Here is a 26,491-nt window from a genome sequence, read left to right on the forward strand (position 1 = left end):
GTGGATACCTCCATCAAACATGGCTTGCTGACACTCATCGAGCGGGCCGCGCGCCTGACGGGCCAGCACGTGCCCGCCGCGCGCCTGGCCGACCTGCAGCGCCGGCTCGATGACATCGATGACCATGGTGCGCCCGCCATGGTTCTTACCACCATCTGGCAGGCGGCCGGGCTGGAAGGCGTGGCGCACCTGCTGCACGAGCCGACGCCGGGCGAGCTGCCGTTCGCCGCCTACAGCGCCAGCACGGGCTGGGGCTTGCTGCAGTCGCGCAGTGCCGACGGCACCTGGTGCGGCGAAGGTATCGATGGGCGTGCCTTGCAACTGGCGACACTGGCCGGCCTGGCTTGCGTGGGCCTGCCGCGCCGCAGCGAAAAAAGCGGCGCCCGCCCCGGTGCCCTGGGCCTGGTGCGCAACGCCCTTTGGCTGAAGAAAAGCGTGTTTGTCGACGCCGTGCTGGCCACCGCGCTGGTGACCCTGCTGACCATGGCCACCTCGCTGTTCTCCATGCAGGTGTACGACCGCGTGATCCCGAACCAGAGCTTCAGCACCCTGTGGGTGCTGGTGGTGGGCGTGGCCCTGTCGATCGGCCTGGAATTCATCCTCAAGCAGGTGCGCAGCCGCATCGTCGACCATTCGTGCAATGACGTCGACCATGAATTGTCCGAGTGGTTTTTCCAGCGCATGCTGGGCATCCGCATGGAAGCGCGCCCCGCCTCCGTCGGCACCCTGGCGGCGCAAGTGAAAGGCTTTGAAATGGTGCGCGGCGTGCTCACCTCGACGTCGCTGTTCGTGCTGACGGACGTGCCCTTCGCCCTGATCTTCCTGGCCATGATCACCATCATCGGCGGGCCGCTGGTGGTGGTGCCACTGGTGGCCTTGCCCCTGGCCCTCGTGTGCGGGCTGATGTTCCAGCGCGCCATCCAGGCTCACACGCGCAAAAACCTCAACGCCAGCAACCGCAAGGCCGGCTTGCTGGTGGAAGCCGTCGATGGCGTGGAAACGCTCAAGGGCAGCAGCGCCGAATGGATGATGCAGGCGCGCTGGGCCGAACTGGTGGCCGAGACCAGCCACGCGGAGCAGAATATCCGCGACTATGCGGCCCTGTCGCAAAACATCACGGCCGCCTTCCAGCAGCTGACCAACGTGGCGCTGATCTCCATGGGAGCGTGGTTCGTGGCCGAGAACCAGATGACCATGGGCGCGCTGATGGCGTGCACCATCATCAGCAACCGCGCCCTGATGCCCATCGTGCAGCTGCCCGCCGTGATGGTGCAGTGGGCGCACGCGCGCGCCTCGATCGATGGCCTGGAACAGGTCATCAGCCTGCCCAATGAGGCGGACAACGCACAGTTCGCGCTGACGCCGCGCAGCCTCGATACGGGATTGCGCTTCGAGCGCATCCGTTTTACGTATGGCGGCGCGCAAAAGGTGGCGCTGGAAGTGGACAACCTCACCATCCGCCCCGGCGAGCGCGTCGGCCTGGTGGGCGCCATCGGCTCGGGCAAGAGCACGCTGCTGAAACTGGCCTCGGGCCTGTACCAGCCGGCCGAAGGCAAGGTATATCTGGGCGACGTCGACATGGCCCTGCTGGCGCCGGCGGTGGTGCGCGAAATGATCGGCTACCTGCCGCAGGAAACGCGGCTCTTCAGTGGCACCCTGCGCGACAACCTGTTGCTGGGACTGGCCGACCCGGGCGAGGAAGCGATCCTGGCGGCAGCCAGACGCACGGGCTTGATCGAGCTGATACTGGGCCAGCCACGGGGGCTGGCGCTGGGCATCACGGAAGGAGGACGCGGCGTCTCGGGCGGCCAGCGGCAATTGATCGCCGTCACGCGTCTGCTGCTGGCCAAGCCGCGCATCTGGCTGCTCGACGAACCGACGGGCGCCATGGATGCGAAGACGGAAGCGCGCATCGTCGGGCTATTGGGCGAACTGGCGGCCGAAGGCGTGACCATGGTCGCCACCACGCACAAGAACGCCCTCTTGCCCCTGCTCGACCGCCTGGTCGTGCTGCAGACGGGGCGGGTGCTGCTTGACGGCCCGCGCGACTTTGTCCTGGCCAAGCTGTCGGGCAAGCCGCAGGCCGTACCCAGTCCCGCACCTGCGCCGGTGGCGCAAGGAGCGGTGGCATGAAACTGGCCCGTGTCGAAACGAAAGAGGAAGCGAAACGGGGCCGGCTGCTGATCTGGAGCTGCACGCTAGCGCTGGCTTGTGTCATCGCCTGGGCTTCATGGGCGGAGCTGGACCAGGTCACGCGCGCCAACGGCCAGGTGATCGCCAGTTCGCGCAACCAGATCATCCAGGTGGCCGATGGCGGCGTGCTGGCCGAGCTGCGCGTGCATGAAGGCAGCGTGGTGAAAAAGGGCGAACTGCTGGCGCGCTTCGACCGCACGCGCGCGGAAACGAGCTACCTGGAAAGCACGGCCAAGGCGGCCGGGCTGAAGGCGGCCGTGGCGCGCCTGCAGGCGGAAGTGTTTGGCGGCGCGCCGAAGTTCCCGCCCGAGCTGCAAGCGTTTCCGGAATTTCGCGCCAACCAGCTGGCCCTGTTCAGCAAGCGCCAGGGCGCCGTGCAAGCGGAAGTAAGCTCGCTGGAAAGCGCCATGAAGCTGATCAAAGAAGAGCTGGAAATGAACTTGCCGCTGTTGGAAACGGGCGATGTCAGCCGCGCCGAGGTACTGAAACTGCGGCGCCAGGTGGTCGACATCCAGGCGCAGATCACCAACCGGCGCAACAAATACCTGCAAGATAGCCAGACGGACCTGGTGAAGGCCCAGGAAGACCTGGCCGGCGTGCTGCAGACGGTGACCCAGCGCAAGGAGCAGCTGGGCTCGACGGATATCTACGCGCCCACCGACGGCATCGTGCGTAATGTGCGCCTCACCACCCTGGGCGGCGTGGCCAAGCCGGGCGAGGAAATCCTGCAAATCGTGCCCACGGACGACGACCTGATCATCGAAGCGAAAGTCAAACCGGCCGACATCGCCTTCATCAAGCCCGGCCTGCCCACGGCCGTCAAACTCGACGCCTATGACTACGGCATTTACGGGCGTTTGCGCGGCACCGTCAGCTACATCAGCGCCGATACTTTGAGCGAGGATAACAAGGGCAACGAGCAGCCATACTACCGCGTGCAGATCAAGACCAGCGGGCGCAACCTCATAGGCAAGAATGGCGAGCCGATCTTGATCCAGCCCGGCATGACGGCCACCGTGGAAATCAACACGGGCCGCAAAACTGTCTTGCGCTACCTGACGAAACCGATCACCAAGACGTTTTCAGAGTCGATGGGGGAGCGGTAATGTAGCGGGCTACTTCAACTGACCGATGACGCTGGCCACCTTGGCGGTAATCATGTCGACCGCGGGGCCATTGGCGCCATGCGGCAAAATGACATCGGCATTGCGCTTGGTGGGTTCGATGAATTGCTTGTGCATCGGGCGTACTGTTTCCAGATACTGCTCGATGACGCTTTCCACCGAGCGACCGCGTTCGGTGATATCGCGTTGCATGCGGCGGATGAAGCGCACGTCGGAGGCCGTGTCGACAAAGATCTTCAGCGACATCATGTCGCGCAAGTCCGCGTCATACAAGGCAAACAGGCCCTCGATCACGATCACCGGGGCCGGCTTGACTGGAATGGTCCTGCTGGAGCGATTGTGCAGCGTGAAGTCGTACTCGGGCATCTCGATCGCCTCGCCATTGCGCAAGGCCTGAATGTGCTGCACCAGCAATGGCCACTCGAACGCCTGCGGATGGTCGTAATTCTGCTGGCGGCGAACTTCAGGGGAGAGATGGGTTTGATCGCGGTAGTAGTCGTCCTGCATCACGACCGAGACCATGTCGGCGCCAAAGGACGCGAGCACCTGCTGTGATACGGTTGACTTGCCACTGCCGCTTCCGCCAGCGACACCAATAACAAACGGTTGGAAAGAAATCTTATTCATGCCGAATGATACCGGAAACGCGATCGAACTGACAGGGAGCGGCTGAAAAGCCGGGCCTGTCACGCGCCATGCACCAGCCGCGCATACAGCTCGGCCACGCGCTCGGCCGTGATGCCGTCGCGCTGTTCGATGGCCAGCGGGTGGTCGGTCGGCTCGAGCTCGATGTACGGGTGCACGCCATCGTCGCGCAGGTGCACGCGGGTTTTCAGGTTCAGGGTATCGGGATACACGGGCAGCTGCGTGCTGAGCCAGCCGAAGAAGGGGCCGATGTGTGTACGCCTGGCTTCATTGAAGCAGGCATCCCAAGAGTCGAAGCTCTCACCGCTCAGCGATACCCACACGCCCCAGCTGAACGGCTCATCCGAGCCATGCACGGGGATGTCGATGGTGGCGCGCACGAAGCAGTACGCTTCGTCGACGACGCAGGCGTCGCTGTCGATTTGGCAGCGCGCCGTCCGTTCGGCTGGCGCCATCTGTTCGTACAGCCACGGCGCATCGGCGCCGAAGCTGGGCATGCCCGTGTGGGTCTCGCCGCAGGAGCGGCAAAGGAAGGAAAAACTCATGCGTGAAGGCCGCCTATTCGAATTGTTTTGTGGTGTTGCATGCAAAATAGTTACTTAGGGAACCTGTGCGCTTGGTATTCGAGCAAGATGATATTCTAAACAAGCTCAAGATGCGCAGACGGGACGACTCGCGCCACCGGCATTGCATGCTTGACCTCTTTCAGTATCGATTGACTATTTACCAGGAATAAACAATGAACGAAGAAAAATTCTGGCAGCTGATAGAGCAAATCGACCGAGAGGCCATGGAAGACGGCGACGCCGATGCCGCGGTGGAAGCATAGACCGAAGCGCTCGCCGAGTTGCAGGTCAAGGACATCAAGGGCTTCGAGGAGTGCCTGGCTAAGGCACTGTACAAGCTCGATGACAAAGTGTTTGCGGACCATGCCGGTGCATCAGGAAAGTCGGATGACGGTTTCCTGTATGCGCGCTGTTTCGTCGTCGGCTCGGGCAAGGCTACTTATGACAGCGCTCTGGCCGACCCCACACTGATGCCCGATCAAATGGACGACTGGCTGGAAGAACTGTAGAGCGTCGCTCCCGAGGCTTGGTCCGAGAAGACAGGGCGTGACACCGATGACTGGGATTTTACCGCCAGCGTCGATTATGAAACCGGAAGCAATTCCGCCGCCTGGCCTGGCGAAGGCGGCAATGGACGCTATCGCCGCAAGCAAGGCGCATATAAAGCTGGCCGAAGACGATGCCGGGCAATCGGATGCGCACATGGCGGCAGCTGAAGCCGTGTTACGCAGCGCCTTGCAAACGGCCCAGCAAGACACCGCCCTGATCACTTGCCTGGGCGCCGTGCTGTGTGACCAGGGTAAGTACAGGGAAGCCGTCAACGTACTGGAAACGGCGCTCAAGCTGGGCTCGACGGACAGCCATACCCATTACAACCTGGGGGTGGCCCTGGCGGGACTGGCAAAACCCCGCAAGGCCATGGCGCAATTTGACAAGGCGCGGGGCCTTGCCGCTTCCAGACAGACCTGGACCGCCTATTTCGACCCGCAGGCCCAATAGGTGCATGCTCGGAAAATTATTCGAACTGCTTGCGGAACGCCTCGAACTGCGCCGCCAGGCCATCGAAGTCGCTGCGCAATTGCAGCACTTCCTGCTCCAGCTGGGCCACACGGCTGCCCTGCTGCGGCGTGCTGACGGCACCGGCAAAACCGGCCGCCGTCTCGATCTGCGCCAGTACTTCTGCCCCGCCCAGCAAGTGGCCGTAGCGCGGTTCCTTGGCGCCGGGGGCGACGGCCAGCTTGGCCACCAGCGGCGGGTATTTATCGATGAGGAATTGCAGGCCGGATTCCACTTCCGCCACCGACTTGAATTCATGCACGCGGCCGCTGCGGCTGCGGATTTCGCCCGCCGTCTGCAAGCCGCGCAGCATCAATATCGTCAGGATGGCCAGCTTGTCCTGCTCCAGCGACCACTTGATGCGCATGCGGTGTTCGTACTTGGCGACGCGCGCGCCCGCCTGCGTGATGCCATTGACGAATTTGCGCTGCATCAAGCGCTGCAGCACATCGTAGACGGTTTCCTCGGACAGGGCCATGACGGGGTCGCGGCTGGACAACTGGTTACAGCCGTTGGTCAGGGCGTTGAGCGACAGCGGGTAGCTGTCCGGCGTCAGCGCTTCCTTTTCGGCCAGCACGGCCAGCACGCGGATCTCGAAGGGGTCGAGCATATTGGGATTGTCAGTACTTTTTTCGCCTGCCATCACATCAGTATTCATGCCTATATCCTTAATCAACCAGCTTGTTCATTTGCTCGGAATCAAATTTATCACACTCGGGCACAGCCTGGCAGCATATGCCCGCCGCCTTCAGGGTGGCGAGGATGGTTTCGATGCGCTGTTCCTGCGCCACGGCATGCGTGATCAAGCCTTGCAAGGCTTTCGACAGCGGATCGTCACCGTTGGGCGTGACGCCATACGCGGCGAACAGGTGGGCCGTGCTGCCCTCGCGCAGGGCGTTGACATCCTTTTGCACGATGTGCGCCGGGTTGCCCACGGCCGTGGCGCCGGACGGCACGGGTTTCAACAGCACGGCGTTCGAACCCACCTTGGCGTACTCGCCCACCGTGAAGCTGCCCAGCACCTGCGCGCCGGCGCCGACGATGACGCCCCGCTCCAGGGTCGGATGGCGCTTGGCTCCGCTGTGCAGCGAGGTGCCGCCCAGGGTCACGCCCTGGTAAATGGTGCAGTCATCGCCGACAATGGCCGTCTCGCCGATCACCACGCCGAAGCCATGGTCGATGAAGACGCGCCGGCCGATGACCGCGCCCGGATGGATCTCGATGCCCGTGATGATGCGGCCGATATACGAGATGAAGCGCCCCACCCACTTCATGTGCCGCGTCCAGCACCAGTGCGCCCAGCCGTGCATGACGATGGCATGCAAGCCCGGGTAACAGGTCAGCACCTCCCAGCCATTGCGGGCGGCGGGGTCACGTTCGATGATGCTGTTGATGTCTTCGCGCAGGTGGTGGAACATAAGACGGATTTCTGAATAGGTAAGAGACAAGACGCAAATGGTAGCGTATTCGGCGGGGAACTGCTGGAGGGAGCTGCCGTTGAGAGGCTCCTCAACGGCAAGCAGGGGTCAGACCCGACGGGTCTGACCCCAAATGACGCTAACTTAAGCTTCTAAAGCAATCCGCTGGCGGCGCGCTTCGTACAGACACACGCCGGAAGCGACCGACACGTTCAAGCTCTCGACGGAGCCGAACATCGGGATGCTGACGAGGATGTCGCAGGTATCGCGCGTCAAGCGGCGCATGCCTTCGCCTTCGGAACCCATGACGAGGGCCGTCGGGCCCGTGAAATCGGCTTCGTACAAACCTTTTTCGCCATCGTCGGTGGTGCCGATCAGCCAGATGCCGCGCTCCTTCAGTTCGCGCATGGTGCGCGCCAGATTCGTCACGGTGATGTACGGGACGGTTTCGGCGGCGCCGCTGGCGACCTTGGCTGCCGTGGTATTCAAACCCACGGCGCGGTCCTTCGGCACGATGACGGCATGTGCGCCGACGCCGTCGGCCACGCGCAGGCAGGCGCCCAGGTTGTGCGGATCGGTGATGCCGTCGAGAATCAACAGCAGTGGCGGGCCATCGATGGCGTCCAGCAGCTCATCGAGATTGCGCGCCAGCGACAGCTGCGAGGCAAAGGCGATCACGCCCTGGTGGCGGCGCGTGCCGACGATCTTGTCCAGGCGCGACGAGTCGACGGGCATGACGCGCACGTTGGCAGCCTTGGCGGCGGCGATCATGTCCTTCATGCGGCCGTCGACGCGGCTGGCATCGACAAAAATTTCTTCCACGGACGACGCTTCGTGACGCAGGCGCGAGGTGACGGCGTGGAAGCCGAAAATCATTTTATTCTTCATGTGTTATCGCTTCTTTTAACGCTTGCTTTTGCTTGTTTTTGATACAGTTTTTGCTGCACGTGGTGCCGCTGCGGCAGGTGCCGCGGCAGGTTTCTTGCTGCGCTTCGGCGCGGCGGCCTTGGGGGCTGCCGCCTTGGGGGCTTCCTTCAGGGCTGCCTTGGCTTGCGCCTTGGCTGCAGGCTTGGCGCCGTTGGAACGGCCGCCGGAACCATTGCCGGCCTTGGCGCCAGTTGTAACGCTGGCTTTGATCTCGTGGCGTTGCTCGGTCGCGGGACCGGGCTTGACCATGGATTTCTTTTCGCCCTTGCGTTTGCCGCCCGACTGCTTGGCCGGCGCTTCTTCGCCTGCCAGTTCCGCATCGGTGACCAGACGCAGGTCGATCTTGCGCGTTTCCAGGTCGACACGCGCCACTTGCACCGTCAGACGGTCCGTCAGCTGGTAGCGCTTGCCCGTGCGTTCGCCGCGCAATTCATGGCGCGCATCGTCGTACTGGAAGTAGTCGGTGCCCAACTCGGTGACGTGCACCAAGCCTTCGACAAACAGGGTGTCGAGCTGCACGAACACGCCGAAGGTGGTCACGCCCGTGATGGTGCCGGTGAATTCTTCGCCCAGCTTGTCTTGCATGAAGTAGCATTTGAGCCACGCTTCCACATCGCGCGACGCTTCGTCGGCGCGGCGCTCGTTGGCCGAGCAATGCACGCCCAGCGCGTCCCAGATAGTCAGGTCCGTCTTTTTCGGCTTGCCGTCGGCCTTGTCCTTGGCCTGCTGCTTGCGCGTGGCGTTCGATACGTTGGTGTTCAACACGACTTTATCGGACAGCTTCGGCTCGTATTTCTTGCCTTGCAAAATAGCCTTGATGGCGCGGTGCGTCAGCAGGTCGGGATAGCGGCGGATCGGGCTGGTGAAGTGGGCATACGCCTCGTACGCCAGGCCGAAGTGGCCGATATTGTCCGGGCTGTAGACGGCTTGCTGCATCGAACGCAGCAGCATCGTTTGCAGCAGGGCCGCGTCGGGACGCAGCTTGATCTGCTGCATCAAGGTCTGGTAATCCGATGCCGATGGCGTGTCGCCGCCCGTCAGGTTCAGGCCGACTTGCTTGAGGAAGGTGCGCACTTGCGTGAGCTTTTCCTTGGTCGGGCTGGCGTGGATGCGGTACGTGCCTGGATGCTTGTTGCGCAGCAACAAGTCGGCCGCGCAGACGTTGGCCGCCAGCATGCACTCTTCGATGATCTTGTGCGCTTCGTTGCGCGTGCGGGGGATGATCTTTTCGATCTTGCCGGCGCTATTGCAGACGATATACGTTTCCGTCGTCTCGAAATCGATGGCGCCCCGCTCCGTGCGCGCTTTCAGCAAGGCGCGGTAGACGGCTTCCAGGTTTTGCAGGTGCGGCAGGATGTCCGCGCGGCGTGCCGCTTCGGGTCCCTTGGTGTTGCCCAGCACGGCAGCGACTTCGTCATACGTGAGGCGCGCGGCCGAATGGATGACGGCCGGGTAGAACTGGTACGCCTTCAGCTCACCCTTGTCGCTGACGACGGCGTCGCAGACGAGGGTCAAACGGTCGACAGCCGGATTCAGCGAGCACAGGCCATTCGACAGTTTTTCCGGCAGCATCGGGATTACGCGACGCGGGAAGTACACGGAGGTGCTGCGTTCAAGCGCATCGATATCGAGCGCGTCGTTCGGTTTCACGTAATGGCTCACGTCGGCAATCGCCACGATCAGGCGGTAGCAGTTGGCGCGGCCAATCTTGACGGGTTCGCAATATACGGCATCGTCGAAATCGCGCGCGTCTTCGCCATCGATGGTGACGAGCGGCACGTCGCGCAGGTCGACACGGTCTTTCAGGTCGGCGTCGCGCACTTCGAATGGAAGTTTTTCAGCTTGCTTGATAGCGGCGGCGGAAAAGATGTGCGGCACGTTGAATTTGCGCACGGCAATTTCAATTTCCATGCCGGGATCATCGAGCGCACCGAGCACTTCGACGATCTTGCCGACAGGCTGCTTGAAGCGCATCGGTTGCTCGGTCAGCTCGACGCTGACGATCTGGCCGGCCTTCGCCTTGCCCACCGAACCGGTGACTAAAATGTCCTGGCCGATGCGCTGGTCTTCCGGCGCCACGACCCAGGTGCCGTTTTCCTGGATCAGGCGGCCGATGACGTGGCTATTGGCGCGGTAAGTGACTTCCACGATCGTGCCTTCCGGGCGGCCGCGGCGATCCGTGCCGACGATGCGGGCCATGACCTTGTCGCCATGCAGTACTTTCTGCATTTCTTTCTCAGGCAGGAACAGGTCGGCGCTGGCGTCGTCGGGAATGACGAAACCGAAGCCATCGCGGTGGCTCGTGACGCGACCGGCGACTAGCGCGCTCTGGTCGGCCAGGCTGAAAACACCGCTGGCGTCAGACTTGAGCTGGCCGTCGCGCTCCATCGCCTTCAGGCGACGGACCAGGACATCCATGGAATCGGCATGCACTTGCAGCGTTTTCCCGAGAGACTGCGGGTCGAGAGGCGCGTTGACGCTGCGGAATATGCCGAGAATGTCCTCCCGGCTGGGGATGGTGTGGTTATTTTGGCTCAAAAGTATTTCTATAGTTGTTATTGACAGTGATCAAACGGAAGACAAAGACCGATGACATCACCGTCAATATTGACACGGTGATGTCCGGTAGTGTACCGGAGGACGCCTTGATTTGCCTAACGGACAGCGTAGCGGAAACCGAACAAGTACCCCGCCGATGAAAAAAAGGAGAAAAGCTGCGCAATGCATTTGACTTCGGCAAATATTGCTCTATAATCTCTGTCTCTTGCAGCGACAAACCCTCACGGGGATGCAGTTGCAGGGAAGCGGTACAGGGTTGATGTGCAGTATGGAGCGAAAGCTCATCTGGCGCAAAACTCTTCAAGTCGCTATAATAGCAGAATTGTTGTGAAGTTATTTTTCAACAAGTACTCGAGCAGTAAAGTAATAAGTCACAGCAGCATCAGTGCCCACGTGGCGGAATTGGTAGACGCGCATGGTTCAGGTCCATGTGCCTTCGGGTGTAGGGGTTCGAGTCCCTTCGTGGGCACCATTACCTAATTCGCAAAAAGGCCGCAAACTTTCACGAGTTTGCGGCCTTTTTCATTTCCGAGACGAAAATCCCCCTCCCGCCAGCCGGCCACACTGCCGCAGCCAAGCAGCACGCCCCTCCTACGGACAGAGACAGGCGAAAAATCGCTGAAAAAATAGGCATATTTTGCCTTTTCTCATAGGGAACGACCGTTTTCAGGCGAAAAAACATGTTTCTTGAAGAAAAGTGCAAAATGTTGATTGACCGAATGCGCGCCAGCCCTTATGATTTTGTCCTCGCTGCAGAACACGCAGCGACAAGCAGCAAGCAGTAACAATGCCCACGTGGCGGAATTGGTAGACGCGCATGGTTCAGGTCCATGTGCCTTCGGGTGTAGGGGTTCGAGTCCCTTCGTGGGCACCAGCAGCAAGTTGTTGATTGTTGTGATCCGCAGTAAAGTAGTAGGCAATAGCAACAAGTAGAAAAAGCAGGACAATGCCCACGTGGCGGAATTGGTAGACGCGCATGGTTCAGGTCCATGTGCCTTCGGGTGTAGGGGTTCGAGTCCCTTCGTGGGCACCACCAGCAACGAGTTGTTTTCGTTGTAGTCCGCAGTAAAGTAGTGAGACAGTCGCAATAAGCAGCATCAGTGCCCACGTGGCGGAATTGGTAGACGCGCATGGTTCAGGTCCATGTGCCTTCGGGTGTAGGGGTTCGAGTCCCTTCGTGGGCACCATTACCTAATTCGCAAAAAAGCCGCAAACTTTCACGAGTTTGCGGCTTTTTTTCATTTCCGGATGCCGCGCGGCCTCCCGGCCTGCGGCACCCTCCCTTATTTGGCCAGTACCGCCTTGACGGCGTCAAACAGGCTCGTCGTCGGACGGCCAATCAGCGCGCTCAATTGCTTGTCATTGTCTTCCAGGCCGCCCCTGGCCGCGCCCGCATCGGAATCGGCCAGCAAGTCGGCAAAGCCTTCCGGCACGCCCACGCCCACCAGCGCCGCCTTGAAGTCCACCTGCGGCAAATCTTTATACACAATCGCCTTGCCCGACTGGCGCGCCACTTCGGCCGCGTACTCGGCCAGGGTAAAGCCCTGGTCGCCGGCCAACTCATAGATGGCGCGCGGCTGCTCGGCCGTCAGGATGGCGGCAGCGGCGGCAGCGTAATCGGCGCGCGCAGCCGACGAGAAGCGGCCATTTTGCGCCGCGCCCAGCACGACGCCATGCTCGAGCACGGGCGCCAGGTGTTCCGTATGGTTTTCCAGGTACCAGCCGTTGCGCAGCAAAGTGTACGGCAGTCTGGACGCGCGGATGGCCGCTTCCGTGATGACGTGCTCGGCGGCCAGGCCCAGCGGCGACGTGTCGGCGCGCAAGACGCTGGTGTAGGCCAGCAGGGCCACGCCGGCGCGCTTGGCCGCATCGATGACGTTCTGGTGCTGCTGCGCGCGCTGGCCCACTTCGCTCGACGAAATCAGCAAGATTTTCGTTGCGCCTTTGAAGGCCGAATCGAGGCTGGCGCCATCGTTGTAATCGGCCTGGCGCACTTGCACGCCCAGCGCGGCCAGGTTGGCGGCCTTGGCCGGGTTGCGCACGGCGGCGATGATGTGCGCTGCGGGGACGGATGTGAGCAGGCTGGCGATGACGTGCTGGCCCAGATTGCCTGTGGCGCCGGTGATGACGATCATGATTTCTCCTTGGAGGGTGGGTGGTAAGACCCTATAATAGGACTATTACTTACTTATTGTAAGTACGTACCTTTTGGTAAGTATTAATTCAAACGACAATTGTTAAGGCCAACTATCATGTCCACAGACACTCCCGGCGCCAGCCTGCGCGCCGCCCTCGCCCGCCAGAACCAGGGAGCGCAATTGCTGGTGGCCGCCTGCCCGTCGCGCGCCGTGCTCAGCCACCTGACCAGCCGCTGGGCCGTGCTGGTACTGGTACTACTGCTGAGCGGCACGCGGCGCTTCAGCGAACTGCGCCGCGAAGTGGGCGGGGTCAGCGAAAAAATGCTGGCGCAAACCCTGGAAGCGCTGGCGGGCGACGGTTTCGTGCTGCGCCGGGCGTATCTGGTGATACCGCCCAAGGTGGAATACAGCCTCACGCCGCTGGGACGCGAAGCGGCCGAACGCCTGGCCGTGCTGGTCGACTGGATCGAGGATAATTACCCGCGCATCGAACAGGCGCGCGCCGAACTGGCGCCGCAGAACGCGCAAAACGCGGCGTAAACAGCGCACAAACGCATTGCTTTTGGTCATCAAGAATTATCGTTTACTCCTACTTGCCTTGATGTAATACTAGCCTCACGATACGCGTAAGGGCGCGACACCATGAATCAGTTGATTTCCTCCATCGCCGACCGGGCCAAAGTGCTACTGGTGAGCAATTCGCCTAACGATGTGCGCGAACTGCTGTATGTGCTGGACCGGCATAACCTGGGCACGGGACTGGCGGGCGATATCGACGAAGGCGTGGAACTGGCAGCCGGCGGCACGGACCTGATCCTGCTCGACGCGGCCCTGGCCGGCACGAATATCGGCGCCACCTGCATGCGCCTGCGCAATGCGGGCGGACGCCATGGCGTGCCCCTGCTGCTGATGTCGGCCACCCCCAGCGCCGAAGAACAGGGCCGCAGCGTGGGCGCCGGCGCCAGCGACTACATCAAGATGCCCTTCAATGCGCGCGACGTGGCGGAAAAAATCCTCATGGAACTGGCGCTGCACAAGGCCGAGGCGCCCACACCGCGCGCCATCACGCCACCGCGGCCCCTGCATCCGCAAACGCTGGAAGTCAATTACCATTCCATCCTGGCCGGTTCACCCGACGCCGTGCTGCTGTTCGATATCGATAACCGCCTGCTGATCGACGCCAACCACCTGGCCGAAGGATTGTTCGGCATGCCGCTGGCCGAGCTGTTGCAAGGCGGCATGGAGCCGCTGTTCCCCAGGCATCAGGACGATGGCCGCGCCTCGCCGCAACTGCTGGAAGAAAAGATCCGCGATACCTTGCAAGGCAAGATCGTCGTCTTCCGCGCCAGTTGCTGCCACCGCGACAGCCATCCGATCGCCTGCGAAATCCGCTTGATGCGCCTGTCCGTGCCGGGCCGGCAGCTCGTGCATGCACGCATCATCGACTTGACCGAACGCAACCTCGCCGAAGCCATGCGCGCGGGCCAGAGCACCCTGCTGGAAATGGTCGCCAAGGGCGCGCCCCTGACCCCCACCCTGAACCAGCTGCTGCTGCTGATCGAAGGCCAGTCGCGCGGCGTGGTCTGCTCCATCATGCTGCTCGACGACGACGGCATCCACATGCACAGCGCGGCCGGCCCCAGCCTGCCGCCCGACTACATGGCCCTGCTCGAAGGCGTGGCCATCGGCCCCGGCGTGGGCTCCTGCGGCACGGCCATGTTCCTGCGCGAACCGGTGGTAGTCAGCGACATCATGCACGACCCGCTGTGGGCGCCCTACCGCGAGCTGGCCGCGCCGTTCGGTTTGCGCGCCTGCTGGTCGCGCCCCATCTTCGGCCAGGATGGCGCCGTCCTCGGTTCGTTCGCCATGTATTACCGCGAAGTGCGCAAGCCCGATGCGCGCGACCTGGAGCTGATCGACACGGCTACCGACCTGGCCGGCATCGCCATCGGCCGCATGCGCCATGAACGCGAGCTGCAGCGCCACCGCGCCCACCTGGAAGAACTGGTGGACGAACGCACAGCCGCCCTGACGCTGGCCAAGGAACACTCGGAACAGGCGAACCGCGAACTGGCCGCGGCGCTGGAAAACCTGTCCATCACGCAGGAAGAACTGGTGCGCCGCGACAAGCTGGCCGCGCTCGGTGCGCTGGTGGCCGGCATCGCGCATGAACTCAATACGCCGATCGGCAACGGCCTGGTGGTAGCCACCACCATGGCCGAACGCACGCGCGAAATCCAGGCCAGCTTCCTCGATGGCCTGCGCCGCTCCGAACTGGGCGCCTACCTGACCCAGGCCAACGAGGCGGACGCCATCATGCTGCGCAACCTGCAGCGCGCCGCCGACCTGGTCTCGAGCTTCAAGCAGATCGCCGTCGACCGCGCCAGCTCGCAGCGCCGCCACTTCCTGCTGCGCCAGTTCGTCGCCGAGCTGGTGCTGCCCATGTGCACGCCGCTCAAGGCCGCCGGCCTGAGCCTGACGCAAGACGTGCCGGACGACCTGGCCATGGACAGCTACCCCGGTCCGCTGGGCCAGGTGCTGAGCAATCTGCTGGAAAACTGCCTGCGCCATGCCTTCGAGGACCGCAGCGGCGGTAATATCGCCATCACCGCGCGCGGCAGCGACGACGGGCAGACGATCACCCTGTCCATCAGCGACACGGGCGTGGGCATCGCCGCCGACGACCTGGCACATGTCTACGACCCCTTCTTCACGACCAAGCTCGGTTCGGGCGGCTCGGGCCTGGGCCTGCACGTGGCGCACAACATCGTCACGGGCGTGCTGGGCGGCCATATCGACGCCACCAGCAGCACCGGCGCCGGCAGCGGCACCACCTTCACCCTGCAACTGCCCGCTGCGGCGCCGCAATCGCCCGCTCCCTGAATGGCAGGCGCGCTACAATGCCCGCAGGCTTTTCTTTCGGAGCACTTATGAAATACCTGATCGCCACGGCCCTGCTGGCCGCCTGTGCCTGCGCAACGGCCGGACCGGCGCCCTGGTACCAGTGGCGCAGCAAGGTCGACGGCACCCTGTCGTGCGCCCAATCGACCTTGGGATTTGGCTGGGAACTGGCCTCTGGCCCCTACAAAGATAGCCGTTGCGAAAAACCGGCGCTTGTTAAATAATGGGGGCATGACCACACGGGGCACCGGCTTGAGATCAAGCGATGGCATTGCGGCGTCGAAAGAGTATGGAACGATAAGAACGTATCTATTCAAACCGAGGAGACCACATGTTTACGAATCCCGAACAATTCGCATCGGCCACCAAGGCCCTGTTTGAATTCCAGCTGATGACCTTCAACACCCTCACCTCCAAGGCCGTGCAAGGCGTGGAACAGGTGCTGGCACTGAACATGGCCACCGCCAAGTCCGGCATCGAGGATGGCCTTGCCGCCGGCAAGGAAATCAGCCAGGCCAAGGATCCGAAGGCCGCCATGGCTGCCGCCGCTGCCCAGCTGCAACCGGGCGTGGCCGGTGCAAAAGCGTATAAACAGCAACTCGACGACATCATCAAGGAAATCCACACGGAATTCACCACGGCCGCCGAAGCCCATGTGGCCGAAGCGAAAAGCAATTTGAGCGCCCTGATCTACGACGTCACGAAAAACGTGCCGCCGGGCTCGGAAAATGCCGTGGCCATCGTCAAGGCCGCCATCGACAATGCCTTCCTCGGTTATGAACAAGTGACCAAGGCCACGAAACAGGCCGTGAAAACCGTGGAAGATCAAATTGCCAAGGCCAGCGCGCAAGTGGCGCAGGCAACGGAACAGGCCACAGCAGGCGTACAAGCTGCAGCTGAAAAGGCGGCGCCGGCTGCCAAGCCGAAGGCGGCTAAAAAGTAACACGCCCCAAGAGCAGATACCGGGGTCGTACCCAGCAGGGTACGACCCCGGCTTTTTGCCGGACTCACTTCACCGGCATGATCCGGTACACGCAGCGCCTTCCCCCCTCCAGCAAATACTCGCTGCGCTCCACCGTGCAGTCCTCCCCCAATACCCGCTGAAAAATGGCCAGCTCCGAGCGGCAGAAATTCTGGCATGCCGTGGCCGCCGCGCAAATCGGGCAATGGTTTTCCACCAGCAAGACACTGCCATCGTCCTGCGGCTCAGCATGCGCCATGTAGCCCTCGCCATCGCGCGCCCGCGCCAGACTGTCCACTCTTTGCGCCAGCGCAAGCTGCGGGTCGACCAGCTTGGCGTAGGCGGCTTCGCTGCTGCGCTCGCGCGCGCCGATCAGTTTATCGAGGCCTTCGTCGCCGAACAGGATTTTGACTTGCGCGATCAATTCCAGCGTCAGATCGGCATGGCGGTCGGGGTAGTGCGCATGGCCCTCGCGCGTCAGCGCCCAGCGCCGCGACGGGCGGCCCACCTTGTCCGACACGTCCTCAAAAGCCACCAGGCCACGCTCCAGCGCCGCTTCGAGCTGGCGCCGCGCACCCATGGACGTGATATCGAGCAAGGCCGCCAGTTGCTGCGCCGTCTGCGGCCCGCGCATTTTGAGCAGGAACAAGGTCTGCTCGGACGTGCTCACGCTCATGCCACGGCCTTGGCATCCACGGCGCCGTCCAGCTGGCGACGCCAGGCGGCCATGCGCCACGCGGCCCAGGCGGCGGACACGGCACCCGCGACGAGGATCAGCCGCGTGTCGATCAGGGTCAGCACGGAGCCGCTCAGGGCCACGACGATGTTGGCGATGCAAAAGGTGGTGGCCAGCAAACCCATCACGGCGCCCTGTCCGTGCGCGCTGAAGCGCTCGGCGCACCAGCCCTGGATCACCGTGTTGTACAGCGCATTCGGAATGCCGAACAGCACGATGGCGGCGATGCCCACCCAGATATTGCCCAGCGCCAGCACGCCTACGGCCAGCGCCACGCCGCAGGCATACCAGCTGGCGCGCAGCAGCGGCGCATGGCGGCTGGGACCGCCCGCCAGCAGCGAGGTGATCGTCATCGTGCCGCACAGGCCCACATTCACCCAGGCAATCTCCTGCGCATGGTAACTGGCCGTCTCGACCAGCCACAGCGGATAAAATTCGTAAAAACTGGCCACACCGCAGGTCAGCGCCAGTTGCACGATGAACAGGGTACGCAACTCCTCATGGCGCAGCAGGTTCAGCGAATGCCGGTCGCGCGCCACTTGCCACCACGACGTCGTCAATAGCGAGGGTGTTTCGCGCGGCAAGCCGGCGGCCACCAGCACGGCGACGAGCATCAGGGCGGCGGCGGCGATCCAGAACGGCACCGTCACGCCCCAATGCAGGGTCGCGCCCGCCAAGATCGGGCCCACCAGCCAGCCCAGGTAAAACGCGCCGTTCAACCACGACATGGCGCGCAGGCGCAACGGTCCCGTCAGCTGGTCGGCCAACATGGCGCGCGCCACGGCGCCGTTTCCCTCCAGCAAACCCGTGATGAAACGGGCCACGATGAACAGCGGATAGGACTGGATCACCAGCGCCCAGGCCGTGATGGCGTGGCCGATGGCCGCGCCCACGGCCGTGCGCATCAGCAAGGGACGGCGGCCATAGCGGTCCGACAGCGGCCCCAGCAAAGCCGAGCCGATCAGCAAGCCCAGCGGGTTGATGGTCAGCGCCAGGCCGAACAGCAGTTTCGACGGCAAGCCGAGGAAATTATTGAAGGCATTCGGCGCCTCGGCCGCAAACAGGGGCGGCAGGATCGGATACGGCAGCGAGGCGCCGATGGTCGATAGCAGCGCCAGCATACAGGCGGCGGAAATTAAAATGATGTTTTTCATGCGGCCTCGGCGGATTGTGTCTGGCAAGCATACGTGGCCATGCCATATAAGTAAACTAAAGTGTTTATTAATTATACCCATCATTGCCCATGGCGCGAACCGTGCGCGCCATCGCCTCGGCTATCATTGCCCCATGAATCACGCTTAACAGGGCAAACATGACACTGTCAGAAATTGAACACCAACACGGCTTCACCTATCCCTCGCTGTATCGCCAGCTGGAGCGCGACGGCATGCTCGACATGGGTGAATACGGCCCCGACTGGTACAAGCTGGTCTATCCCACCTTGAAAGACCGGCCCACCGTGCTGCTGCATGCGGACGATTTCGAATTGCTCAGTATCAAGGCCGTTGCCGACGCCGTGGATACGCTGCTGGACGCGGGCGACTATCGGAAAATCGATTCCGCCTTCCAGTTCATCCCGTTTGCGCATACGGGCGCCGGTGACCACTACTGTTTTTTCGCTTCAGGCCAGCAGGATGGCGAGATGCCCATCGTGCTGCTGTGGCACGACCAGAATGAAGCCCAGTCTCTGGCAAAAAACCTGCAAGACTTCCTGTTTCAAATGTTGTTAAATAGCATGGCGGACCAGGATACGTACAACGACGTCAGCAACGAGGAATTCAGGGATCAATTGACAAAAACCCTGGGCACGCATGCGCGCTACCTGACAGCGCGGCAAGCCGAGGTGCTACAAGCCTTGCTGGCCAGGGACATCATCGATTACGAGGTGGTGCTGCCGAAAGGACGCAAGGAAGTGCACCGGGGCTTGCTGACCGATATCGAACTGGCCAGCCTGCGCGAGGAACTGATTCCCTACGAAAAATTCGACAGCTGTTTTGCCTACAGCACGGCTGGCTGAACATAATTCGCTGGGCAAGCGACGGATGAAGGTTTAAACTGTATATAAACACAGTAAAACCTATCACCTTGCATCTTGCCTTATTGCCATCACCATGCTGAGAGTCCTGGAAAATCCCCTGTATTATCTGGATAATTTCCAGGATGTGCTGAGCTGGATAGGCGCGCGTTACGCCGATCTGCTGAGTCTTGAGGAAACGCAATTCATCGCCGCATTCGGCGCGCTGCCGCAGCCGTCGCGTGCCCTGTTCGTGCGCCTGGTCATGCGCAAAGGCTGTCTGTTTCGCGCCAGCAAGCTCAATTACCCTGAAATCGGCGACACGCGCGCGGCCGCCCTGCCCTTGCTGGCCACGGGCTGGGTGGTAGCCGATCCTGCCATCTCGCTCGATGCATTGTTCGAGCAACTGCTGAAAGGGGAAATCGTCCAGGCCTTCCGCCTCGCCGCGCCCCTGAAGGCGGCGCGCAAGGCGGAGCAATTGGACGCCTTGCGCGAACAGCATACGGACGAGAAACCGTTTTCCGCATGGCATCCGGCCTGCACCGATGTGCTGTACCGCATCGGCCTGCAACCCCTGTGCGACCGCCTGCGCCTGATTTACTTTGGCAACTATCACCAGGACTGGTCGGAATTCGTGCTGTCCGACCTCGGTGTGTATCACTACGAAAAAGTGGAATTCTCGCCGCAATCGCGCGGCTTTCGCACGCGCCAGGATATCGAGCACTATGAAGTGCTGCACCAGTGCCGCGAACGCTACAACGACAGCGCGCCGGCGGACGAAGTGCTGCAGGAACTGGCTGCGCTACCTTTGTCCCAGGACAATACCTGGCTGACCAGTCGGCGCGACAAGCTGCGCTTCCAGATCGCCCAGCATCTGGAGAAATGTCAGGACTGGCCGGCCGCCTACCGCGCCTATGCCGATTGCCGCTATCCGGGCGCCCGGGGCCGTGCCATCCGCGTACTGGAAAAAGATGAACAGCCGCAAGCGGCCTACGAACGCCTGACGTTCGCCCTGGCCGCGCCGGAAAGCGAAGCGGAACAGCAATTGCTGCTGCGCATGGCGCCCCGTTTGCGGCGCAAGCTGGGCCACGCAAAACAGGCGGCCAGCGCCCCCGCCACCGTGGAGCGCATCGAGCTGCTGCTGCCGTATCCTGAACAAGCGTGCTACGTGGAAGGCGTGGTGCAGCAACATCTGATGCAGGATGACGCGCCCGTGTATTACGTGGAAAACACCCTGATCAACTCGCTGTTCGGCCTGCTGTGCTGGCCCGCCATCTTCAAGGCCATGCCAGGCGCCTTCTTCCACCCGTTCCACCGTGGCCCGGCCGACTTGCACAGCGCCGATTTTTACCAGCGCCGCAGCCTGGACTTTGCCGCCTGCCTGGCGCAGCTGGACGACGGCACATATCAAGCGACGATACGCACCACGCTTGCCGCCAAGCAGGGCATCGTCTCGCCCTTCGTCAGTTGGGAGGTGCTGGACGGCGGCTTGCTGGACCTGGCGCTGGCCTGCATCCCGGCCGGCCACCTGAAAAAGGCGTTTGAACGCATCTTGCTCGATATCAAAAGCAACCGCAGCGGCTTGCCTGATTTAATCCAATTCTGGCCGGCAGAGCAGCGCTACCGCATGATCGAAGTCAAGGGTCCGGGCGACCGCCTGCAAGACAACCAGCTGCGCTGGATCGCGTATTGCGCCGAGCACGCCATGCCCGTCAGCGTGTGCTACCTGCAGTGGGAGGCCGCGTGAAGTACACGATCGCCGTGCGCGCCCTGTGCGAATTCACCGCCAAGGTGGGCGACCTGGACTTGCGTTTCACGCCCTCGCCCACGGCGCAGGAAGGCATGGCCGGCCACGCCACCGTCACCGGCCGGCGCGACGACGATTACCAGCGCGAAATCAGCCTGTGCGGCAACTTCGGCCCCCTGCATGTACGGGGCCGCGCCGATGGCTACGACCCCGCACGCCGCCAGCTGGAAGAAATCAAGACCTACCGGGGCGACCTGGATGCCATGCCCGCCAACCACCGCCAGTTGCATTGGGCGCAGGCGCGCATCTACGGCCACTTGCTGTGCCAGCAGCTGAACTTGCCCATGCTGCGCGTGGCGCTCGTGTATTTCGACATCGCCAGCCAGAAGGAAACCGTGATGCACGAGGAATGCACGGCCGAGGCACTGCGCCTTTTCTTCGAACAGCATTGCGCACTGTTCCTCGACTGGGCCGAGCAGGAAATGGCGCACCGGGCCAGCCGCGACGCGCAACTGACGGCCATGGCCTTTCCCCATGCCAACTTCCGTCCGGGCCAGCGCCAACTGGCAGAGGCCATGTACAAGGCCAGCAGCCGCGGCTGCGGCTTGCTGGCGCAGGCGCCCACAGGCATCGGCAAGACGGTGGGCAGCCTGTTTCCCATGTTGAAAGCCACCGCCGCGCATGGCCTGGATAAACTGTTTTTCCTGGCCGCCAAGGTGCCGGGACGCCAGATGGCGCTCGACGCCTGCGCCATCCTGAAGGATAGCGCGCCCCTGCTGCCCCTGCGCGTGCTGGAACTGAGCGCCAAGACCAGCGCCTGCGAACATCCGGACAAAGCTTGTCACGGTGAATCGTGTCCGCTGGCCAAGGGTTTTTATAACCGCTTGCCGCTGGCACGTGAAGTGGCGCTGGCCAGCGGCTTGATCCTGGACAAGGAGGCCGTGCGCGCCATCGCCTTGCAGCAGGGTATCTGCCCCTACTACCTGGGCATGGAGCTGGCACGCTGGAGCGATGTCGTCATCGGCGACTACAATTATTACTTCGACCTCAGCGCCATGCTGTACGGCATGACCCTGGCCCACGACTGGAAAGTCAATGTGCTGGTCGACGAAGCGCACAATATGGTGTCGCGCGCGCGCAGCATGTATTCGGCCGAACTGGCACAGATCGACTTGAAAATGCTGCGCAAGTTCGCGCCCGAAGCCTTGAAAAAGCCGCTGGACCGCCTCTCGCGCCAGTGGACGGCCCTGCTCAAGGAACAGGATGGCGACTACCACGTGCATCCTGCCTTGCCGGACAAATTCTTTGGCGCGCTGCAAGGCGTGGCCACGGCCATCGGCGACTACCTGGCCGAGCAAGCGGGGGCGCTGGACGAAGACTTGCAGCGCTTTTATTTCGACGTGCTGCTGATCAACCGCCTGGCAGAGAGTTTCGGCGCGCATTCGCTGTTCGATGTCAGCAAAACAGGCACGGGTACCACCGTGTGCATCCGCAACATCGTCCCTGCCCCATTCCTCAAGGAACGCTTCGCCGCCAGCCATAGCACGGCCCTGTTTTCCGCCACCCTGAGTCCGTGGAATTATTACAGCGACACCCTGGGCATGCCGGCCGACACGGCCTGGGTCGACGTGGAATCGCCGTTCCAGGCGGAACAGCTGGCCGTGCGCGTGGCCGACACCATTTCCACGCGCTACCAGCACCGCGCCGCCTCGCTGCTGCCCATCGCCCAGCTGATGGCGCGCCAGTACGCAGAAACGCCGGGCAACTACCTGGCCTTTTTCAGCAGCTTCGACTACATGGAAAAGACGGCCACCCTGTTTGCCCAGCATTATCCCGACGTGCCCATCTGGCAGCAGCCGCGCCGCATGGATGATGGTGCCCGCGCACAATTCCTGGGCCGCTTCGGCCTGGAGACGCGCGGCATCGGCTTTGCCGTGCTGGGCGGGGCCTTCGGCGAAGGCATCGACTTGCCCGGTGCGCGCCTGATCGGCGCCTTCATCGCCACCCTCGGTTTGCCGCAGATCAATCCCGTCAACGAACAGATCCGCCAGCGCATGGGCGACATCTTCGGCGCCGGCTACGACTACACCTATTTGTATCCGGGCATGCAAAAGGTGGTGCAGGCCGCCGGCAGGGTCATCCGCACGCAGTCGGACAAGGGTGTCGTGTATCTGATCGACGACCGTTTTTCGCGCCCGGAAATCCGGCAACTCTTGCCCACCTGGTGGAATGTGCAACTAGCCAACCAGTAATTTCAGCTTCTGGTAGCCCGCCTTGCTCACGGGTATCCTCGTGTCATCGCGCAGGATGGCCACGTGACTGTCTTTGGTGGCCGCCTCGATACGGCGGATGCCGTCGATATTAAGCAGATACGACCGGTGCACGCGCAGGAACTTGGCGGGATCGAGCTGGGCTTCCAGCTCCGCCAGTCTCTGGCTTTTCAGGTAGGACTTGCCTTCGGAACGGATGCTGATGTAATCGTCCTGCGCCTCGATGTAGTCGATGCGCGCGCTGGCGATGACGTGGACCTTGGCGCCGTCGCGTATCAGCACGCGGTCCAGGGGCGCTGCGCGCGTAGCCGCCTCGCGCGCCACCGTCAGCACAGTCTCGGGCGTGCTGCGGTTGGCGCGCGCATGGGCCAGCGCCTGCTCGAAGCGCTGTTCGCTGAACGGTTTCAGCAGATAGTCCAGGGCATGGCATTCAAATGCTTTCAAGGCATGCTGGTCGTAGGCAGTGACAAAGATCAGCTTTGTCTTCGCGCCGATCAGCTCCGCCACCTCGAAGCCGTCCAGGCGCGGCATCTGGATGTCGAGAAACACCAGTTCCGGTTCCAGGTCCGCGATGGCCTTGACGGCCTCGAAGCCGTTGGCGCACTCGGCTACGATGTCGATATCGTCATGGCGCGCCAGGTATTCGCGTAGCACGCTGCGTGCCAGCAATTCATCGTCGACGATGGCTACCCGCATTTTTGCCTGCATCATGCTTCCTCCGTGTCGCCGGTCTGCGCCGGCATGGAAATCATCACCTCGAAATGGCCGTCGCGCCGGCCCCAGTGCACGCTGGCCTCGTGGCCATAGGCGCCGGCCAGGCGCTGGCGCACATTCTCCAGGCCCACGCCATTGCCGCGCTCCGGCCTTTGATCCGCATCAACCGGATTGCGCACGGTAATCTGCAACAGGCTGCCTGCGCGCCTGGCCTCGATGGCGATCAGGCCACCCTCCGTCAAGCCGCAGATACCATGCTTGACGGCATTTTCCACCAGCGGCTGTATCAGCATGGGTGGCAGCAGGCAGGCCAGCGCGGCGGCGTCGATGGCTACAGCCACTTGCAGACGCGCGCCGAAACGCACTTGCTCGATGGCGAGAAAGTGGCGGATCAGCACCAGTTCCTCTTGCAGGGTGATGTGCTTGTGCGCTTCCAGGCTCAGGCTCTGGCGAAAGAAACTGGCCAGCTGCACCGTCATCTGGCGCGCGCCCGCCGCATCGATGGACGTCAAGGCGCTGATGGAGTTCAGGCTGTTGAACAGGAAATGCGGATCGATCTGCGTGCGCAGCATGCGCAGTTGCGCTTCCTGCGCCATCAGCTGCGCTTCCAGGCCCCGCTGCTCGGCCATCCTGGCACGCACGAATTCCAGCAACAGATAATGCACGGCGGCAGCCAGGCAATACAGCAGCACGCCCAGGCCGAAGAACAGGGCCAGCAGCGATTGCGTCAGGTTCACGCCCAGCCAGCGCAGCTCCAGCAACAGACTGACGCTGTTCAAAAATTGCAGCAAGGTGGCCCACAGCAAGCCCGCAAACAGGGCCGCCACACCCATCACGCTGGCAATGGCGAGCGGATGGCGGGCGTGCAAGGGATAGGCGCGGCACAGGTAAAACGCGGAAAAACCCGAACCGATCGCATACACGAGCGTGGCGGGCACCACCAGCAAGACGGCGTTGAGCCAGGGCGCATGGGCCACCCTGGCCAGGATGAAGGCCAGGGCCAGGCCCAGCGCGATGCAGACCAGGAACACCACTACGGCGCCACGCCGCTTCGACAAGGGCCCGGACATGCGCGCCTAGTTGCGGATTTCCAGGCCGCCCATGATGGCGTAGCCCGTCACGTACAAACGCTTGTTCTGGTTCGGCGGTACGATGGTCTTTTCTTCGAAGCCGCCCAGGATGGGCGTGCCCTGCAGCACCACGCTCCAGTCGGGCGGAATCTTGATGGTGACGCCGCCGCACAGGGCAAACACGTTGAGCACGGCCTCGCCTTCCATCGATGCCTGGCGCAAGTCGATTTCGCAGCCGGCCATGATGACATTGATATCGCCGCCCCTGAAGCGCTGCGACGACACGCGTCGCACATAGCCGCCCAGGATGGCCGTCACTTCGATGATGCTGTCATCGTCCGCCTGCCCGTCTGCGCCGGGCGCTGCCGCCACGCCTTCCTTGTCCAGGGAAACGGCGCCATTCCTGGCCTGGCCAAACGAATCAGGCTGTGCAGTGCTGTCTTGCTGTGCGGCAAAGCGCCGGCGCCGCTGGCGTTGCTGCGCGCCGGGCAAGGACTTCGACACCACGGCCACGCCCAGGCCGATGATCAGCAAGGGCCACAGCAAGTCCCAGTTCAGGTAGAAGATGCCCATGTGCTTGAGCGTCCAGACCACGCCCAGCAGCACCAGCATGCCGCCCAGTAAATAGCCGTTCGCGCTGCGGCTTTGCGACAGTTTCAGCAAGCCAAACACGATCAGCGCCGTGGGCCAGAAGCGGAAGGTGTAGCGCACATTGATGAAGCCGAGATTATCGAGCAGGAACAACAGCCCCAGGCCGATGACGATGACGCCCAGCACGATCTGCGATGGCGAGTGCAGCGGCGGTTTATTTTTCATGCTCGGACTCCCGATAGGCAATAAAATGTTTGTTCAGCAGCGGTTCCAGCACGAGGCCCACGCCCCAGGCGATCAGCAGGGCCGGCCAGCTGTTATAAAAATTCAAGTTCCACAGTTCTTCATACGACACATACCACCAGGCAGCGAAAAAGATCAGCCACAGTCCACTCAGCACCTGCTTGGCGGACACAGGCGTAAGCAGCTTGTTCAGGCCGAAGACGACCAGTATCAGCGGCCAATAATGCCATAGTGCATAGTAATCGTGGAGATAGATCACATCGAGCCGGTCCAGCAGGATGACGGCGCCGATGGCGATCAGCAGCACGCCCCACAGCAGCTGGGTACGGCGGCAATAAGCTGGTTCAGGTTTCACGGCCCCCCCCTTTGAGTTGGTTGATCGTAAAGATACGCGGATTTCGGGCGCGCGAAAACACCGCTTCGGCGAATGGCGGACAGGTGGCGGTGAATGGCGCAAGGGCAGAAACGACAGACAAAAAAAGACCGGCTAGAGCCGGCCGTGAAGGGGTTCGCAGTACACACCGCGACCTGGAGTTGCAGTGCACAGCCGCATGCGCCAACGCGCCGGCAGCGGAAATCTGGTGCCGATCCTTGAGGCGACCGGCTGACCTGCTGGAA

Annotated in this window: 23 protein-coding genes, 4 tRNA genes and 1 pseudogene; 15 read left to right on the top strand and 13 right to left on the bottom strand. The window is 62.4% G+C overall.

Annotated features, from left to right (window positions below; all coding sequences use genetic code 11):
* Both ACQ4WP_RS19065 and ACQ4WP_RS19070 read left to right on the top strand, forming a co-directional pair.
* The gene (locus tag ACQ4WP_RS19065; RefSeq protein WP_436523355.1) at positions 1–2,133 is read left to right on the top strand and encodes an ATP-binding cassette domain-containing protein; all 2,133 of its coding nucleotides are present in this window, start codon (positions 1–3) and stop codon (positions 2,131–2,133) included.
* Positions 2,130–3,299 (top strand): HlyD family type I secretion periplasmic adaptor subunit, encoded by a 1,170-nt coding sequence (locus ACQ4WP_RS19070; protein WP_436523357.1) that lies wholly within the window; start codon positions 2,130–2,132, stop codon positions 3,297–3,299. Before ACQ4WP_RS19065 ends, ACQ4WP_RS19070 begins: the two co-directional genes overlap by 4 nt.
* 9 nt (positions 3,300–3,308) lie before the next feature.
* On the opposite strand, the gene udk is transcribed toward ACQ4WP_RS19070, so the two are convergent.
* Complete coding sequence (udk, locus tag ACQ4WP_RS19075) at positions 3,309–4,007, bottom strand: uridine kinase (protein ID WP_436523359.1); 699 nt, start codon at positions 4,005–4,007, stop codon at positions 3,309–3,311.
* Positions 4,004–4,507 carry a DUF2199 domain-containing protein gene (locus tag ACQ4WP_RS19080; RefSeq protein WP_436523361.1) on the bottom strand — a complete coding sequence of 168 codons (504 nt, stop codon included), beginning with the start codon at positions 4,505–4,507 and terminating at the stop codon, positions 4,004–4,006. Before ACQ4WP_RS19080 ends, udk begins: the two co-directional genes overlap by 4 nt.
* Positions 4,508–4,806: 299 nt before the next feature.
* Here ACQ4WP_RS19080 and ACQ4WP_RS19085 point away from each other — a divergent pair.
* Both ACQ4WP_RS19085 and ACQ4WP_RS19090 read left to right on the top strand, forming a co-directional pair.
* Positions 4,807–5,037 (top strand): annotated as a pseudogene (locus tag ACQ4WP_RS19085) (DUF4240 domain-containing protein); the annotation flags it as partial.
* A gap of 76 nt (positions 5,038–5,113) precedes the next feature.
* On the top strand, positions 5,114–5,527 hold the full coding sequence (locus tag ACQ4WP_RS19090; RefSeq protein ID WP_436523363.1) for a tetratricopeptide repeat protein: 414 nt from the start codon (positions 5,114–5,116) through the stop codon (positions 5,525–5,527).
* 16 nt (positions 5,528–5,543) lie between these two features.
* Here the strand turns inward: ACQ4WP_RS19090 and ACQ4WP_RS19095 are convergent, their stop codons facing one another.
* The 4 genes from ACQ4WP_RS19095 to rnr form a co-directional block, all read right to left on the bottom strand.
* On the bottom strand, positions 5,544–6,242 hold the full coding sequence (locus ACQ4WP_RS19095) for a YceH family protein (protein ID WP_436523365.1): 699 nt from the start codon (positions 6,240–6,242) through the stop codon (positions 5,544–5,546).
* Positions 6,243–6,252: 10 nt separating this feature from the next.
* The gene (gene cysE / locus ACQ4WP_RS19100) at positions 6,253–7,002 is read right to left on the bottom strand and encodes a serine O-acetyltransferase (RefSeq protein WP_436523367.1); all 750 of its coding nucleotides are present in this window, start codon (positions 7,000–7,002) and stop codon (positions 6,253–6,255) included.
* Between the two features lie 144 nt (positions 7,003–7,146).
* Complete coding sequence (rlmB, locus tag ACQ4WP_RS19105; protein WP_071078185.1) at positions 7,147–7,890, bottom strand: 23S rRNA (guanosine(2251)-2'-O)-methyltransferase RlmB; 744 nt, start codon at positions 7,888–7,890, stop codon at positions 7,147–7,149.
* Positions 7,891–7,905: 15 nt separating this feature from the next.
* On the bottom strand, positions 7,906–10,467 hold the full coding sequence (gene rnr, locus ACQ4WP_RS19110; RefSeq protein ID WP_436523369.1) for a ribonuclease R: 2,562 nt from the start codon (positions 10,465–10,467) through the stop codon (positions 7,906–7,908).
* 408 nt (positions 10,468–10,875) lie between these two features.
* On the opposite strand from rnr, the gene ACQ4WP_RS19115 reads away from it, so the two are divergent.
* The 4 genes from ACQ4WP_RS19115 to ACQ4WP_RS19130 all read left to right on the top strand — a co-directional run bounded on the left by ACQ4WP_RS19115 (position 10,876) and on the right by ACQ4WP_RS19130 (position 11,675).
* Positions 10,876–10,960: transfer RNA gene (locus ACQ4WP_RS19115), tRNA-Leu, on the top strand.
* A 317-nt stretch (positions 10,961–11,277) separates the two neighbouring features.
* Positions 11,278–11,362: transfer RNA gene (locus tag ACQ4WP_RS19120), tRNA-Leu, on the top strand.
* 74 nt (positions 11,363–11,436) lie between these two features.
* Positions 11,437–11,521: transfer RNA gene (locus tag ACQ4WP_RS19125), tRNA-Leu, on the top strand.
* A gap of 69 nt (positions 11,522–11,590) precedes the next feature.
* Positions 11,591–11,675, top strand: a tRNA-Leu gene (locus ACQ4WP_RS19130).
* A gap of 96 nt (positions 11,676–11,771) precedes the next feature.
* Here ACQ4WP_RS19130 and ACQ4WP_RS19135 read toward each other — a convergent pair.
* A complete protein-coding gene (locus ACQ4WP_RS19135; RefSeq protein WP_436523371.1) occupies positions 11,772–12,623 on the bottom strand; it encodes an SDR family oxidoreductase in 852 nt (283 codons plus the stop codon).
* A gap of 117 nt (positions 12,624–12,740) precedes the next feature.
* On the opposite strand from ACQ4WP_RS19135, the gene ACQ4WP_RS19140 reads away from it, so the two are divergent.
* The 4 genes from ACQ4WP_RS19140 (at position 12,741) to phaP (ending at position 16,470) form a co-directional block, all read left to right on the top strand.
* Positions 12,741–13,166 (top strand): winged helix-turn-helix transcriptional regulator, encoded by a 426-nt coding sequence (locus ACQ4WP_RS19140; protein WP_436523373.1) that lies wholly within the window; start codon positions 12,741–12,743, stop codon positions 13,164–13,166.
* Positions 13,167–13,268: 102 nt separating this feature from the next.
* Positions 13,269–15,509 carry an ATP-binding protein gene (locus ACQ4WP_RS19145; RefSeq protein ID WP_436523375.1) on the top strand — a complete coding sequence of 747 codons (2,241 nt, stop codon included), beginning with the start codon at positions 13,269–13,271 and terminating at the stop codon, positions 15,507–15,509.
* 47 nt (positions 15,510–15,556) lie between these two features.
* Entirely contained in the window at positions 15,557–15,751 is a 195-nt protein-coding gene (locus ACQ4WP_RS19150; protein ID WP_436523377.1) for a hypothetical protein, read from the top strand.
* Between the two features lie 107 nt (positions 15,752–15,858).
* On the top strand, positions 15,859–16,470 hold the full coding sequence (phaP, locus tag ACQ4WP_RS19155) for a TIGR01841 family phasin (RefSeq protein WP_436523379.1): 612 nt from the start codon (positions 15,859–15,861) through the stop codon (positions 16,468–16,470).
* Between the two features lie 64 nt (positions 16,471–16,534).
* On the opposite strand, the gene ACQ4WP_RS19160 is transcribed toward phaP, so the two are convergent.
* Positions 16,535–17,164 carry a helix-turn-helix transcriptional regulator gene (locus ACQ4WP_RS19160; protein WP_436523381.1) on the bottom strand — a complete coding sequence of 210 codons (630 nt, stop codon included), beginning with the start codon at positions 17,162–17,164 and terminating at the stop codon, positions 16,535–16,537.
* Positions 17,161–18,378: an MFS transporter gene (locus ACQ4WP_RS19165; RefSeq protein ID WP_436523383.1), complete on the bottom strand. Its 1,218-nt coding sequence runs from the start codon at positions 18,376–18,378 to the stop codon at positions 17,161–17,163. The genes ACQ4WP_RS19160 and ACQ4WP_RS19165 overlap by 4 nt, the downstream gene beginning before the upstream one ends.
* Before the next feature lie 158 nt (positions 18,379–18,536).
* Between ACQ4WP_RS19165 and ACQ4WP_RS19170 the strand changes: the two genes are divergently transcribed.
* From ACQ4WP_RS19170 to ACQ4WP_RS19180, 3 genes are all read left to right on the top strand, one after another.
* Complete coding sequence (locus ACQ4WP_RS19170) at positions 18,537–19,241, top strand: SMI1/KNR4 family protein (RefSeq protein WP_436523385.1); 705 nt, start codon at positions 18,537–18,539, stop codon at positions 19,239–19,241.
* Positions 19,242–19,335: 94 nt separating this feature from the next.
* On the top strand, positions 19,336–20,985 hold the full coding sequence (locus ACQ4WP_RS19175) for a VRR-NUC domain-containing protein (RefSeq protein WP_436523387.1): 1,650 nt from the start codon (positions 19,336–19,338) through the stop codon (positions 20,983–20,985).
* On the top strand, positions 20,982–23,237 hold the full coding sequence (locus ACQ4WP_RS19180; RefSeq protein WP_436523389.1) for an ATP-dependent DNA helicase: 2,256 nt from the start codon (positions 20,982–20,984) through the stop codon (positions 23,235–23,237). The genes ACQ4WP_RS19175 and ACQ4WP_RS19180 overlap by 4 nt, the downstream gene beginning before the upstream one ends.
* Here ACQ4WP_RS19180 and ACQ4WP_RS19185 read toward each other — a convergent pair.
* From ACQ4WP_RS19185 to ACQ4WP_RS19200, 4 genes are read right to left on the bottom strand one after another with little or no spacing between them, the layout of a single operon-like run.
* Positions 23,223–23,951, bottom strand: a complete 729-nt coding sequence (locus ACQ4WP_RS19185; RefSeq protein ID WP_436523465.1) for a LytR/AlgR family response regulator transcription factor — start codon at positions 23,949–23,951, stop codon at positions 23,223–23,225. The genes ACQ4WP_RS19180 and ACQ4WP_RS19185 overlap by 15 nt on opposite strands.
* A gap of 11 nt (positions 23,952–23,962) precedes the next feature.
* On the bottom strand, positions 23,963–25,039 hold the full coding sequence (locus ACQ4WP_RS19190; protein ID WP_436523391.1) for a sensor histidine kinase: 1,077 nt from the start codon (positions 25,037–25,039) through the stop codon (positions 23,963–23,965).
* 6 nt (positions 25,040–25,045) lie between these two features.
* Complete coding sequence (locus ACQ4WP_RS19195; RefSeq protein ID WP_436523393.1) at positions 25,046–25,855, bottom strand: LiaI-LiaF-like domain-containing protein; 810 nt, start codon at positions 25,853–25,855, stop codon at positions 25,046–25,048.
* Entirely contained in the window at positions 25,845–26,228 is a 384-nt protein-coding gene (locus ACQ4WP_RS19200) for a LiaF transmembrane domain-containing protein (protein ID WP_243420173.1), read from the bottom strand. Before ACQ4WP_RS19200 ends, ACQ4WP_RS19195 begins: the two co-directional genes overlap by 11 nt.
* Positions 26,229–26,491 lie beyond the last annotated feature (263 nt).

The sequence above is a fragment of the Janthinobacterium lyxosi genome (assembly GCF_051380665.1).
In the GTDB taxonomy this organism is placed as follows: domain Bacteria; phylum Pseudomonadota; class Gammaproteobacteria; order Burkholderiales; family Burkholderiaceae_D; genus Janthinobacterium.

Excerpts from the sequence above, each read along its gene's own strand:
- ACQ4WP_RS19150 (WP_436523377.1), top strand. The coding sequence starts at position 15,557 with ATGAAATACCTGATCGCCACGGCCCTGCTGGCCGCCTGTGCCTGCGCA.
- ACQ4WP_RS19175 (WP_436523387.1), top strand. The coding sequence starts at position 19,336 with ATGCTGAGAGTCCTGGAAAATCCCCTGTATTATCTGGATAATTTCCAG.
- ACQ4WP_RS19070 (WP_436523357.1), top strand. The coding sequence starts at position 2,130 with ATGAAACTGGCCCGTGTCGAAACGAAAGAGGAAGCGAAACGGGGCCGG.
- ACQ4WP_RS19195 (WP_436523393.1), bottom strand. The coding sequence starts at position 25,855 with ATGAAAAATAAACCGCCGCTGCACTCGCCATCGCAGATCGTGCTGGGC.
- ACQ4WP_RS19090 (WP_436523363.1), top strand. The coding sequence starts at position 5,114 with ATGAAACCGGAAGCAATTCCGCCGCCTGGCCTGGCGAAGGCGGCAATG.
- ACQ4WP_RS19080 (WP_436523361.1), bottom strand. The coding sequence starts at position 4,507 with ATGAGTTTTTCCTTCCTTTGCCGCTCCTGCGGCGAGACCCACACGGGC.
- ACQ4WP_RS19140 (WP_436523373.1), top strand. The coding sequence starts at position 12,741 with ATGTCCACAGACACTCCCGGCGCCAGCCTGCGCGCCGCCCTCGCCCGC.
- cysE (WP_436523367.1), bottom strand. The coding sequence starts at position 7,002 with ATGTTCCACCACCTGCGCGAAGACATCAACAGCATCATCGAACGTGAC.
- ACQ4WP_RS19165 (WP_436523383.1), bottom strand. The coding sequence starts at position 18,378 with ATGAAAAACATCATTTTAATTTCCGCCGCCTGTATGCTGGCGCTGCTA.
- ACQ4WP_RS19170 (WP_436523385.1), top strand. The coding sequence starts at position 18,537 with ATGACACTGTCAGAAATTGAACACCAACACGGCTTCACCTATCCCTCG.
- ACQ4WP_RS19145 (WP_436523375.1), top strand. The coding sequence starts at position 13,269 with ATGAATCAGTTGATTTCCTCCATCGCCGACCGGGCCAAAGTGCTACTG.
- ACQ4WP_RS19095 (WP_436523365.1), bottom strand. The coding sequence starts at position 6,242 with ATGAATACTGATGTGATGGCAGGCGAAAAAAGTACTGACAATCCCAAT.
- phaP (WP_436523379.1), top strand. The coding sequence starts at position 15,859 with ATGTTTACGAATCCCGAACAATTCGCATCGGCCACCAAGGCCCTGTTT.
- ACQ4WP_RS19160 (WP_436523381.1), bottom strand. The coding sequence starts at position 17,164 with ATGAGCGTGAGCACGTCCGAGCAGACCTTGTTCCTGCTCAAAATGCGC.
- ACQ4WP_RS19135 (WP_436523371.1), bottom strand. The coding sequence starts at position 12,623 with ATGATCGTCATCACCGGCGCCACAGGCAATCTGGGCCAGCACGTCATC.
- ACQ4WP_RS19185 (WP_436523465.1), bottom strand. The coding sequence starts at position 23,951 with ATGCGGGTAGCCATCGTCGACGATGAATTGCTGGCACGCAGCGTGCTA.
- rlmB (WP_071078185.1), bottom strand. The coding sequence starts at position 7,890 with ATGAAGAATAAAATGATTTTCGGCTTCCACGCCGTCACCTCGCGCCTG.
- ACQ4WP_RS19190 (WP_436523391.1), bottom strand. The coding sequence starts at position 25,039 with ATGTCCGGGCCCTTGTCGAAGCGGCGTGGCGCCGTAGTGGTGTTCCTG.